This window comes from Fodinibius sediminis, from assembly GCF_900182555.1.
Classification (GTDB): Bacteria; Bacteroidota; Rhodothermia; order Balneolales; family Balneolaceae; genus Fodinibius; species Fodinibius sediminis.
Window position 1 is genome coordinate 79,228 of sequence record NZ_FXTH01000011.1, and the last position, 13,385, is coordinate 92,612.

The window sequence follows — 13,385 nt, forward strand, 5'->3', positions numbered from 1 at the left end:
GTTTTGCGCATTTTATATTGTAACCGAAAAATAAATACGCTTTGAAATATGTAATCTGTTGTTTATTTCTACTGATGGGCATTCCTGGCTGGGGGTATGGGCAGTCCACTGATCAGCAGCCAATTCAGATAAGATCGGATTTCGACCATGGCAGTATGGGAGTGCTAAAACAAGCAGCCCCCGGAGTCTTCAAAGGGCAAACCATGCACTTTATCAAAAAAGATCAGATTGGCAACCAGTATTACTGGTTTTATATCCAGGTTCTGCATGCTGCTGATAAACCTGTCACTATTGAACTAAACAATATGGAAGGGGTTTACCGGGGCGGGCCTCACCTGGTTTACACCGACTACACCCAGCCGGTTATCAGCAATGACCAACAGCAGTGGAAACGCATTAGGGAGGTGCGTTATAATGAGGACGACAAAATATATACCTTCTCTTTTACGCCCTCATCGGATACTGCCTGGGTGGCCTATGCCCATCCTTATTCGTATGGCCGGTTACAACAGATGACCGATACACTGGCCTCTGATGAGCGGGTAACCACTGAAACCATAGGGGAGTCGGTGGACGGGAGGCCGTTGGAAATGATAAAGATAAGCGGGAAGGGGGATGACAAAGAGGCTGCGAAGAACATCTTTATAACGGGTTTGCAGCACGCCGGGGAAGATGCAGGAGGTTATTTTATGGAGGGATTGATACGGTTTTTACTATCGGGAGATAAGCAGGCCGCTTCTGTACTTGAAAAATGTAATTTTTATCTTGTTCCCATGATGAATCCGGACGGCATTTTTTATGGAACCAGCCGCTATAACTGGAATATGGAAGATTTGAACGCCGATTGGGATGACGGGTGGACAGATACTACCGATACGACCACAGAGCCGGAGGTCTTGGCGGTTAAAGAATGGACTGAATCATTTTCCCGCAATCACAAGATTGATTTATTTCTTGATGTCCATAATCACAGTCAAAAAAATCGCCGGAATCTATTTGTTCACCCCAGGGAAAGTTTCAGGGAATTTGTGGAGATAAATAGTGGATTATGGGAGGTAGGAGGGGTAAATAGTAACTTTGATGGTTCTGTGGTCTGGTACATGCACAATAAATATGACATCCCTGCTGCGACCATTGAGTTGACCCAGTCACATACTGGGAACGGTCATTATCTTGATATCGAAGATTACCATGATTATGGAGCGGGCCTGGGAAAAGCCATTGACCGGTATTTTTCTGAATAAATTCCTGTTATATTATTTTATCCAATGTAATATATAAGATTGTGTATGTACACCTTCAGCTCCCCAGGCGTTATGTTACAGCGGTGGATGGCAGGGATATGATGATGTTGGTGATGTAGGCTATGACAAGCACTGCTGAGATGGAAATGGTGAGGATGAATGCAGCACCGGTTCGTTCATCCTCACCATTTTTTACTATATATCTAATATATCCAGTAAGGTTGTTCCAAACATCCAGTAAGGATATTCCAAATATCTAGTAAGGATGTTTGAAATATCTAGTAAGGATGTTTGAAATATCTAGTAAGGATGTTTGATACATCTAGTAAGGATATTTTAACGGTGGCTCAATGAGCCCCTTATAACGATCAGGTATTTGAGGTTGGCTTTCATGATGATCAACGGGCTTAAAAGGGAAGAAACCTCCTCATCTTGTTCCTTTTCAGAATGCACCGCAAGTGGCAAAGAACGTCGGCCATGTGCCAAAAAGGAACATAAACCTTCCACGCTGGAGTGCATGAAGATGAAACAAGGGAAAGATAAGGAGATCAGTAATCGGTTTATGAGCCCGTCTGAAGGAGCGGCTTTAATGATGAAGCGTTTTAAAGGGGGCGGCTGCCTTGAATAAAGGATGGAGGTTGGGCCTGCCTTTTTTTATTATATTTTTTCGTATAACTTAAAAACTATTGCTGGGATTAATGGTATCGGGATGAAGAATGTTGTAGTCTTGCTTATGCTGATGGCGCTGGGGGTACCTTCGTATGGGCAATCCCCGCCCAATATTATCTGGCTGATGGCCGAGGATATCAGTACTGACCTGGAGACCTATGGCACGGCCGGGGTAGAGACACCCCATCTGAATAAGCTGGCCGGGGAAGGCGTTAAGTACACCAATGTTTTCAGCACCAACCCCATCTGTTCTCCCAACCGTTCGGCCATGATGGTCGGAGCACACCAGAATGTGATCGGCGCGCAGCATCACCGCAGCAATCGCAACCGGGTGCTGCCCGATCCCTACAAGCCGCTGACCTACTGGCTCCGTAAGGCCGGGTACACTAATATTTTGGGGCACCACGGGGTGCGGGGGCACGGCCGAAAAATTGATGTCAATTTTAAGCATGAGCGGCTGGGGCCCTATGACGGGGAGACTTCTTTCGGTTTGTTTGACAAGCTGGATACCCTGAGTGTGGCGGATCAACCGTTTTTTGCCCAGATTCAGCTTAATGTCACCCACCGCGGCGACTGGTGGAAGCAGATTCGGCGCCAATCTCCGGATCCGGTTGACCCGGACAGCATCGAGCTGCCGCCCTATATGGCCGATCACCCGGTGATACGGCAGGACTGGGCCCGTTACCTTGATCAGGTTGAGTACATGGACCGGGAGGTCGGTCTGATCATGAAGGAACTGGAGGATATGGGTATTGCCGGAAATACGGTCGTCATCTTCCTGGGAGACAACGGCCGCGCCAATGTCCGGGGAAAAGGATACCTGTACGATCCGGGGCTGCGGGTCCCGCTCATTGTACGCTGGCCCAACGGGCTGCCCGGGGGACAGGTCAGTAAACAGGTGGTCAGCACTACCGATATTGCAGCCTCTACGCTTCAGCTTGCAGGGGTTAATCTGCCGGATTACCTGACAGGAGTTCCCTTTATAGGTACGGAGTCCAGCCGGGAGGCTGTCTTCTCGGCCCGTGACCTGTGGGATGAGGTGATGGAACGCTCTCGCAGTGTCTCCACCAGGCAATATAAATATATCCGGCATGAAATGCCGTGGGTGCCGTACGATGCCGGCCAGGCCTACCTTGAATTCTATCGTCCGGCACTTCACATCATGCGGTCACTTCACCGGCAGGACCGACTGGACTCACTGCAGGCCAGTTTTTTGTCCGGAAGCAAGCCCCAAGAGGAACTGTACGATCTGCAAAATGATCCTCATGAAACCAACAATCTAATTGACAATCCGGCCTGCCAGGACGAGCTGAGCCGGCTGAGAAATATGCTTGAGGAATGGGAGGCCGGGCTCCCGGAGAGTGATCCGGACGATCATAATTTTGTGAGCCCGGGCGCCCCGGAACTGCTCCAGTGGGTCAAGTACCAGCGAACCCCGCTTTATCTGGAGATGCTGAAAGGGGAAGAGATAGGCTTCGGGCGCCTAAATCGCAAGTATCGATCACTGAATTAATCGCTGCCGCTTCGATGGTACACGCTTCCGAAGGCAAAGAAGCGATGGCGGCGAGATCCATTATTATGCTGATCATCAGTGATGGTCTGGGATGAGGAAAGGGGAGTTTCCATTTGGAAAAAACCGTTCCGGAAAAAATTCTGTAAAAAAATAAATAATTATAAACGTATACATAAATGTTGAATGTCATGATGAAATACCTCTGCAAACGCACCATAATAATGTGTCCTCTTTTTTTATTGGTACTGCTAACAGTTGGAATACCACTGAGTTTTGGTCAACCACTTGATGCAGCACCCACCGCGAACAGTGAGATTGTATCGGATCCCCCCCGGGAACAGCCCCAGCGCCCCAATATTATTGTTATGTACTCTGATGACCACACCGCTCAGTCGATCGGAGCCTACCGGGAAGCCCTGGATTATGGTCTCAAGCTGGATCATAGCCCGACGCCCAACATCGACCGGATGGCTGCAGAGGGGATGCGTTTCGACAATGCTTTTGTGACCAATTCTATCTGTAAACCTTCCCGGGCGGTGCTGCTGACCGGCCGTCACAGCCATGAGAACGGGGTGTTTACCAACCTGCAATCCATTGATGAAAACTTGGAAACTTTTCCCAAACTGCTCCAGAAGTCCGGTTACCAGACGGCCATGATTGGGAAGTGGCACCTGGGTACTGAACCACAGGGCTTCGATTATTATGAAGTGCTCTATGGACAGGGCCCCTATTATAATCCGACCATGCGCACGCCCGGGGGCGACGTGGACTATCAGGGGCATACCACCGGTATCATTACCGATGTAGCGCTTCGCTGGCTGAGAATGGACCGGGACCGAGAGCAGCCGTTTATGATGATCTACAACCACAAGGCCCCGCACCGGGAATGGCTGCCGGGTCCAGCTCTTAACGATTATCAAAAGAGGGACCTGCCGGAGCCCTCCAGCCTGTTCTATGATTATTCCGGGTTGACGACCGCAGCTCACGAGCAGGATATGGAGATCGGGGAAGTTGGCGGTTCCGATATGAGATGGGGTCGGGATTTAAAAGTTCCGCTGCATCCGGAGACGGGTGAAGTCAATGAGAGCTGGAAAAATCTGGTCAAGGGGAATCGGCTGACCGATGTCCAGCTGAAGCGCATTAAGGAAGCGTATGCGGAGGACAATGAATATCTCTATGAACATTATAAGCAGATGTCCGACAAAGAGCGACTTCGCTGGCGTTATCAGCGTTATGTCAAGGATTACCTGAGGGTCATCCGCGAGGTCGATAACGAAGTAGGCCGGATGATGGATTACCTGAAACGCGAGAATCTGCTGGACAACACGGTAGTGATCTATGCAGGAGATCAGGGTTTCTTCCTGGGCGAAAACGGCTGGTTTGACAAACGCTGGATCTACGAGGAGTCGATGCGAATGCCGCTGATTGTCCACTGGCCGGAAGGGATTGCCCCGGAATCGGTTAACAAAAAGCTGGTCCAGAATCTCGATCTTGCGCCTACCATCCTGGACCTGGCAGAGGCAGAGATTCCCGGGCGCATGCAGGGCCGGTCACTGGTCCCCCTGTTGAAAGGAGAGGAACCCGCTAACTGGCGAGAAGCGGTATACTACCACTATTATGAGGGCCCGGAGCTGGAAAGAGGATGGCATGATGTGGCCAAGCACTACGGCGTTCGCACCGACCGGTACACCCTGGCTCACTTTTATACGCATGACGAGTGGGAGCTGTTTGACTTGCAGGAGGACCCGGAACAGCTGCAAAGTGTCTACGGGGATCCCGAATATGCCGACGTGCAGAAAGAGCTCAAACAGAAAATCAACGAACTGCAGCAGCAGTACGGGGTGGAAAATCCAGAGCGATAGCTGGCTTGCGGAGGCCATGACACACCCAAACCCGTTTGGTTGAACCGTAAGTATCGATCACTGAATTAATTGCTGCCGCTTAGATCCATTATTATGAATTATTACACACGGATGAAGGGGATTTCGGTTATCATGGCAGGCCTGTTACTCCTGTCCGCTGGTTCGATGGTGCACGCTTCCGAAGGCATGGAAGCGGGGACATCGAGGCCCAATATTCTGTTGATCAACATTGATGATTTGGGATGGAAGGATCTTGGATACATGGGCAGCAGCTACTATGAGACGCCCAACGTCGACCGGCTGGCCGCCCGCGGGATGGTTTTCAGTCAGGCATATGCTTCGGCGGCCAACTGTGCTCCCAGCCGGGCTGCACTTTTTAGTGGGATGTGGACTCCGAGAACAGGTATCTATACGGTTGCAAATTCCGACCGTGGAAAATCAATCCATCGCAAACTTATTCCCACACCGAATACGGAATACCTGGCTGATAGCGTCCTGACCATCGCCGAGCTGCTGCAGCAGGGCGGGTACCGGACGGCCCATGCAGGAAAATGGCACTTGGGAGAGGATCCCGCCGACCAGGGTTTTGAAGTCAACATTGCTGGGCTTGAGGCGGGAAATCCCTCTGCGGGTGAGCTGGGAGGATATTTCGCACCCTATAACAATCCGTATCTGGAAGAGGGGCCGGAGGGCGAATATCTTACCGACCGTATTACAAGCGAGGCAATCTCATTTCTGGAATCCACACGTGGACAACCGTTCTTTCTGAATTATGCACCCTATATTGTGCACACACCCATTCAGCCCAAAGAAAAATTAAAGTTAAAATACGAACAGAAGTTAAAGGGCCGTAGTGCAAACAACCCGGACCCGGGGTATGCGGCCATGGTAGAGACGATGGACGCCAATGTAGGGCGATTGGTGGATTATTTGATGCAGGCAGGTCGGTTTGAGAATACCCTTATCATTTTTACTTCCGACAACGGGGGACTCTACCGGGTGAGCCGGCAGGAGCCGCTCCGGGCCGGCAAAGGAGCCTATTACGAAGGCGGAATTCGGGTGCCGCTGATCATCTGCTGGCCGGGCCGGGTGGCAGCGGGAAGTGTCACCGGCGAGCCGGTGACCAATCTTGACTTTTACCCGACCATCCTGGCTGCATCAGGTTTGGAAAAGCCGGCGGGAAAAGTACTGGACGGGACAAGCCTGCTGCCCCTTTTTCGTGGCGAACGGCTGAATGAACGCTACTTGTACTGGCATTTCCCCATCTACCTGCAGGCCTATAAGCCTGGGGCGAATCCGGACCTTCCGGATCCCTATTTTCGAACGCGCCCGGGCTCCGTAATCCGAAAAGGTCCGTGGAAACTGCATGAGTATTTTGAGGATGGGCGGATAGAGCTGTACAATCTGGAGACCGATATTGGTGAGCGTAAAGATCTGAAGGAGCTGTATCCAGAGCGGGCCGGAGCTCTGTACCGGCAGCTCAAGCAATGGCGACGGCAAACCGGGGCGCCGGTGCCAACGGAACGGAATCCCCGGTACCGAAAGAAAGAGGAGTGACCGGCCGGACGGGACGGCTGTATGAGGAGCAGAGCATGGCATCCGTGGAGATGGAAAAAATGAGGAATTCTGCTTGGTCTGCGACTACATGTCCTGCTGGAATATTTTGTAAAAGTCATATTACAATCAACATTATGATTAAAACCATCATACTATGAAACGACAAAGAACGGCTGAATCAGGATTATGTCTGCTCCTGTTGGTGTTCCTGTTACCGGGAGCTGCCTGCCATGCAGCTGAGAGCGGAAGTGATACTGTGTCTGACCTTGAGCTGCTGCGGAACCGATTTGTGAAGGAACTGCTTGAACCGGATGTGAACAGCGATCACATCCGGGAGTTGCTCGAAACCGTAGAGCCGGCGGGATTCTGGCCCGACATAAATTATGAAGATACATCCAGGACGGCCTTTGAACACAGCCGTCACTTGAGTAATATGCTTGCGCTGGGAAGAGCGTACAGGAAGAAAGAGTCCCCCTATTATAAAGAACCGGAAGTCAAGAAGGCTGTTCATTCGACCCTCGATTTCTGGCTTAAGCATGACTTTATCTGCGAGAATTGGTGGTGGAATCAAATAGGAACCCCGGAGCGCATTGGAGACCTTCTGCTGATTATGGATGATGAGCTCACCGCCGAGCAACAGGCAAAAGCAGCGCCTATTGTGGGACGGGCCAACCTGGATGCCTGGGGGGCTCGGCCGGGGGGCGACCTGATTAAGATTGCAGGGATTCTGGGAAAATATGGAATATTTGCGGGCGACCGCAACATCCTGGAGCAGGCCATTACAGCTATTGCCGGAGAGATAGAGTTTGCTGTTGAAAGGGGAGATTCAACCGACATGAGGGGACTGCAGACAGATTACAGCTTCCATCATCGCCATGATCGTGTAACTTCAACCCTGACATATGGACACGGCTTTGCCCGTTACTTTGTTGACTGGGCTTACAAAGCCAGGGGTACCTCTTTTAGCTTTCCGGCCGAGTCAATTGAAATGCTGGTAGACTTTTACCTGGATGGAATCATCAAGACCATGGCTTTTGTAACCTACCCTGATCTCGGAGCAAAAAACCGGGGGATAACGCGGCGGGGATCACTTTCGGCCTACAGCGCAGATGTCCCGGAAAAACTGCTTCGGATTACGTCGTACCGGAATCGTGAGCTGGCAGCTATTGCCGGTATACGCCGGGGAGAGCAGGACCCCGCCCTGGAGAGCAGTCGATTTTTCTGGCATACGGAATACTATAGTCATCAGCGGCCGGACTATTTTGCTTCGGTCCGCATGTATTCTTCACGCAACCACAATATGGAGGTTCCTTATAATGGGGAGGGATTAAAAAACCATCACCTGGGCGACGGCTATACCTTTATTACCCGGACCGGGCAAGAGTATAGGGGCATTTTCCCGGTGTGGGACTGGCAAAAGATACCGGGAACCACCGTAATCCAGAAGCCGGCGCTGCCGGCTCCCGACCAGGTGCAGCAGGCCGGGGTGACTGAATTTGTGGGAGGGGTTACAGATGGGATGTACGGGGCTGCCACCTTTGATTTCAGGAGTCCTGTTGATCCGCTGGAAGCCCGGAAATCCTGGTTCTTCTTTGATGAAGAGTTTGTCAGTCTGGGAGCTGGCATCAATGCGTCGTCTGAACACCCCGTCGCTACGACCTTGAATCAGAGTTTGTTAGCAGGGGAGGTGATTTCAGGAGGACCGGAAGGTAGGGAGAGCCACGTCCGGGGCACCCATCATTTAAAGGAGATAAGATGGGTGCACCATGATAAAACTGCCTACATCTTTCCCGAACCGACTACGGCCCGCCTCGAAAACAGAAGACAGAGAGGTGAGTGGGATGCTATTAACAATCAATTCTGGGCAAAGACATTAGAGGAAGTACAAAAAGATGTTTTTACCTTGTGGATCGATCACGGCGTGGCTCCCAGGCAGGCGCGATACGAATATATTGTCGTTCCCGGCATAGCGGCCACCGAAGTTCAGCGGTATCGGGAGAGCTCCCCCATCCACATACTGGCCAACTCACCAAGAATACAGGCCGTACATCACAGAAGGCTAAACATCAGCCAGATTGTATTTTATGAACCCGGTCGGGTAGAGATTGCAGAAGGCATCAACCTGTCTGTGGACAATCCGGCTTTGGTAATGGTTGAAAGGACAGGCGGGAAGGTAGCGAAAATCACCGTTTCGGATCCGACCCGGCGGTTGACCACATACCAGCTGCAGATTAGCTCCGGTGCTGAGCCTGGACCTGTAGATGCTAAACAGGTAAGATGGAATGAGGATGAGGGGACCGCTACCGTTACGCTCAACCTGCCCCAAGGTGAGTATGCCGGGCAAAGCGTCAGCGTAGACCTGCTGTGATCTCCAGGTCGCCATCTTGTACGGCCGCAAGGGAAGTAGAGAGCAGTGGTTACCCCTGCGAGGAGAATCATTGATCGCTGTTAGCAAGACCTATATTGTAACTGGCACTTTTCCAATGGATCAGGTGCTTGAATATCGTCGCCGGTGGGCTTTGTCACAGCTGGGAGCTGCCCCGGGAATGCATTCGGTGAACACAGCTACAACGGCAATTTCAAATGAGCATAAAAACCGATAAAATCAGGGATGGAATGAAAGATAAGTCAAAAAAAAATATGAGCAATATTCGCGCAAATTTAATGCTGAATCTGGCAGGGGGGGCTTTTTTTTTGCTGCCTTGGTCATGTCTTGTAATTCGGACCAAAATTCTGAGCCGCCCCATCCGCCGGTAGTGGTGGATGAGCATATCGTACAGGGATACCTGGGAGAGCAGCACCTGGCAAACCTGGTGCACAGAAGGGGCAGCGATGGCGATACCTTTGTGGGATGGGGACGAACGCCGATCACGGAATGGCCGGTTGGGTCTTCCTCCGCGAGGAGGGTGGTTCCCGAGAATGAGGACCACCGCTATTCAAATGGGGGGACGGCCGTCGACCTGGATGATGACGGTATCGATGAAATTGTAACAGCGCGCGGTGAGATGAATAATTTACGCAATGCCTCACTGATGTGGTTCAGGGAGGTCGAAGGTCAAAAATACTGGGAGGGACACACTATCGCCGATCTCTGGTCCTCCGGCTACTCGGCCCCACACGATATTATGCCTTATGCCAGGAATGATTTTAAAGCGGTGATTGCCAATAAATCCCGCAATGAGCTTCATCTGTTTGTCGTTCCGGAAGACCTGGAAAACGACTGGACCCATTATAAGATCGGCACCTTTCCTTCCGGCAACCAGTCCGGCATGGTAATCAGGGACATCAATGTTGATGGCCATGATGATATTGTCAGTGGCAATTTCTGGGTGGAGGCGCCCTCTGATCCGACACAGACCCCCTGGACATTTCATCGGTTCAGCGAGTGGGATGAAAGGGGAGACAACAGGTGGGGAGGGATGAACAAACACGGCGTCGCCGATTTTGACGATGATGGATCAGTTGAAATAGTGACTTCTGAGGCCGAAATCCCGGATGCAAGGCTGAGTATCTTTGACCGTCAATCAAAGGACGGCGCGGGCTTGTGGAAGGAAGCGGCGCTGGATAACGGGCTGGAGGCCCCTCACAGCCTGGTCGTGGCTGATCTTAATGATGACGACCAGCCGGATTTTATCGTTGGTGAAATGACGGCCGGGGGCTGGGATTTTCCCTATAATCCCAATCCCTGGTTATATGCCTACCTGAACGAGGGGGGATTGCAGTTCGAGAAAAAGGTCATATACGAGGGCTGGGGTGTTCATGAGATGAGACTCTTCCCAAAGCCCTATGAGGGAAAAATCATGCTGTACGGGGCCGACGAGATACAGCCGCAAAAATTTAATAATATGAAGACCCACGTAAGCTACTGGCTGCTGAGCCAGAAATAAAGAAAACCGGGAAAATAGGGTGCTAATCTTTTCATAAACCAGAACTCTACTTTTTAATTAAAATTAGTTATACTCTGGAAGTATACGATTGGCCATTATCAACGCAATAGATATTATTCAATATGGACAGACGATCTGCATTAAGGAATATGGCTTTGCTGGGGGGAGGCCTGTTGCTGGCTCCATCCTGTACGGTGAGTGAAGAGCGCGTATCCATAGCGCTCAACAATCTGAATGTTACCGGGAGACAGGAACAACTGCTTTCCGAGGTGACAGAGACCTTTATCCCGACAACCGATACCCCGGGGGCTCAAGCCCTCAATATTCACCATTTCGTACTGGTGATGGTGGATGACTGCCGGAATGAGCAGGATCAAAAAGCATTTGTTGGGGGACTGGATCAGATTGAACAGGCAGCGAAGGATCGATATGAAGCTTCCTTTTCATCATGTACGGCCTCACAGAAAGAAGAGGTGATAGCAGGACTGATGGGTGATCAATCAGAAATGCAATCAGCAACGGATAACACCTACCAGCAGGCCCGGCAGTGTCTGTCCATGACCAAGCGTTATACGATACAGGGGTTCCTGCAGTCGGAATACGTCATGACGAACGAGCTTCCCTACCAGCTGGTGCCGGGTCATTTTAACGGCTGTGTACCCCTGGAGCAGAAAACGTAATTTAATTGTAGCAGAAATAGGCAGAAAGAAACAGACGCATGGCAAACGTAAACATTGACAGCAAGAACGACCGCACTTTCGACGCTATTGTTATTGGCTCCGGCATGAGTGGTGGATGGGCCGCCAAAGAGCTTACGGAAAATGGGCTGAAGACCCTGGTGTTGGAGCGTGGGCGGGATGTGAAACATGGCGACTATCCCACCACCAACATGATGCCCTGGGAGTTCAAACACCGCGGTGAGATACCACTTGAGGTTCAAGAAGAAAATCCCGTGATAAGCCGCTGTTATGCCTTTAAGGAGGATGCCCAGCACTTTTTTGTCAAGGATACCGAGCACCCCTATGTGCAGGAGAAACCCTTTGACTGGATTCGCGGCTACCAGGTGGGGGGCAAGTCGCTGCTGTGGGCCCGGCACACCCAGCGCTGGAGCGAATATGATTTTGAGGGACCGGCACGGGATGGTTTTGCGGTCGACTGGCCGATCCGGTACGAGGATATTGCTCCCTGGTACAGCCATGTAGAGAAATTTGTCGGCATCTCCGGCAATGAGGATGGCATCCCGCAGCTTCCGGACGGAGAGTTTTTACCGCCGATGGAGCTTAGCTGTGTTGAGAAATACTTTAAGAAGCAGATGGCCGAACAGTACCCTGAGCGGCCGGTCATCATTGCACGCTGCGCCCATCTGACCGAGCCCCAGCCTATTCACCTGAAACAGGGAAGGGGCAAATGCCTGCATCGTAATTTATGCCAGCGCGGATGTCCGTTTGGGGCCTATTTCAGCAGTAACTCTTCGACGATCCCGTGGGCGCGTGATACCGGTAATCTTACCCTGCGGCCTCATTCCGTTGTACATTCTATTATCTATGATGAAGACAAGGGCCGGGCTACGGGCGTTCGTGTAGTAGATGCCAACAGCAAGGAGATGATCGAGTATTACGGCCGTACGATTTTTGTTAATGCGAGTGCGCTCAACACGAATATGATCCTGTTGAATTCTACCTCGAACCGTTTCCCCAACGGCTTGGGTAACGACAATGGATTACTGGGCAAGTATGTAGCATTTCACAATTACCGGGGTAGGATATCAGCCGAATACGAAGGCTTTATGGACAAGACGACCTCCGGACGGCGGCCCACCAGCGGCTATATCCCCCGCTTTCGTAATGTTTTCAGTCAGGAAACTGACTTCCTGAGGGGCTATGCCGCAGGTTTTAGTGCCCACCGCTCATCCCAGCGCGACACCGATCATCTCGGAGCATCGCTTAAAGAGAGCCTGTTGAATCCGGAACCCGGCCCCTGGCGGGTGGGGTCGCACATCATGGGAGAAACCATTCCCAAGGAAAGCAACTACGTATCCCTTCATCCCGACAAAAAGGATGAGTGGGGCATGCCGCAGCTTAATGTCTCGGTCGATTATGACGACAATGATGAGAAAATGCTTGAAGACTTTTTCGTTCAGCTTTCCGAAATGTATGAGTCGGCCGGTTTCAAAAATATCAGAACCAGTGACAGCGAACAGGCCCCGGGACTGGACATTCACGAGATGGGCGGGGTGCGCATGGGCAAAGATCCCGAGACTTCTCTGCTCAACAAATGGAATCAGCTGCATAAGTGCCAGAATGTGTTTGTGACTGACGGCGCCTGTATGACATCGACGGGAACACAGAACCCGTCGCTCACCTACATGGCACTGACGGCCCGCTCTGCCAATTATGCAGTGGAGGAGATGAAAAAAGGGAACTTGTAAGGCCCGGATCAGCTGAGCTTACTCCGCGGGGAAATCTTGTGGCAGGGGTGAGGGCTTTAGGGTTTCTTTGTGCTCATCTGCTGCAAAGCCGTGGTTGAGACTGCCTGCCTGGGAATCAAGGGATACAGGCAATTATATAAATGGGGACTGCATGGCTTCTCATTTTATCCTTGAGCGGGGAAAAAGCCTTTCTTAAAAGCCATGCCGGCTGTTTGACTCCCTTGC

At 51.3% G+C, this 13,385-nt stretch carries 9 protein-coding genes; all 9 read left to right on the plus strand.

The genetic code is table 11. The annotated features are described in order from the left end of the window. Positions 1 to 74 precede the first annotated feature (74 nt). The 9 genes from FN808_RS12690 to FN808_RS12725 all read left to right on the plus strand — a co-directional run bounded on the left by FN808_RS12690 (position 75) and on the right by FN808_RS12725 (position 13,160). Entirely contained in the window at positions 75 to 1,244 is a 1,170-nt protein-coding gene (locus FN808_RS12690; protein ID WP_185958390.1) for a M14-type cytosolic carboxypeptidase, read from the plus strand. Positions 1,245 to 1,635: 391 nt separating this feature from the next. Then, positions 1,636 to 1,872: a hypothetical protein gene (locus FN808_RS18930; protein WP_185958391.1), complete on the plus strand. Its 237-nt coding sequence runs from the start codon at positions 1,636 to 1,638 to the stop codon at positions 1,870 to 1,872. 81 nt (positions 1,873 to 1,953) lie between these two features. Beyond that, on the plus strand, positions 1,954 to 3,426 hold the full coding sequence (locus FN808_RS12695; RefSeq protein WP_221930041.1) for a sulfatase family protein: 1,473 nt from the start codon (positions 1,954 to 1,956) through the stop codon (positions 3,424 to 3,426). Positions 3,427 to 3,614: 188 nt separating this feature from the next. Beyond that, entirely contained in the window at positions 3,615 to 5,288 is a 1,674-nt protein-coding gene (locus FN808_RS12700) for a sulfatase family protein (RefSeq protein ID WP_185958392.1), read from the plus strand. Positions 5,289 to 5,381: 93 nt separating this feature from the next. After that, on the plus strand, positions 5,382 to 6,845 hold the full coding sequence (locus tag FN808_RS12705) for a sulfatase (RefSeq protein ID WP_221930042.1): 1,464 nt from the start codon (positions 5,382 to 5,384) through the stop codon (positions 6,843 to 6,845). 154 nt (positions 6,846 to 6,999) lie between these two features. Beyond that, complete coding sequence (locus FN808_RS12710; RefSeq protein ID WP_142714980.1) at positions 7,000 to 9,213, plus strand: polysaccharide lyase family 8 super-sandwich domain-containing protein; 2,214 nt, start codon at positions 7,000 to 7,002, stop codon at positions 9,211 to 9,213. Between the two features lie 340 nt (positions 9,214 to 9,553). Next, positions 9,554 to 10,732, plus strand: a complete 1,179-nt coding sequence (locus FN808_RS12715) for a VCBS repeat-containing protein (protein ID WP_142714981.1) — start codon at positions 9,554 to 9,556, stop codon at positions 10,730 to 10,732. Between the two features lie 122 nt (positions 10,733 to 10,854). Beyond that, complete coding sequence (locus FN808_RS12720; protein WP_142714982.1) at positions 10,855 to 11,412, plus strand: gluconate 2-dehydrogenase subunit 3 family protein; 558 nt, start codon at positions 10,855 to 10,857, stop codon at positions 11,410 to 11,412. Positions 11,413 to 11,450: 38 nt separating this feature from the next. Continuing rightward, positions 11,451 to 13,160 (plus strand): GMC oxidoreductase, encoded by a 1,710-nt coding sequence (locus FN808_RS12725; protein ID WP_142714983.1) that lies wholly within the window; start codon positions 11,451 to 11,453, stop codon positions 13,158 to 13,160. Positions 13,161 to 13,385: the final 225 nt, after the last annotated feature.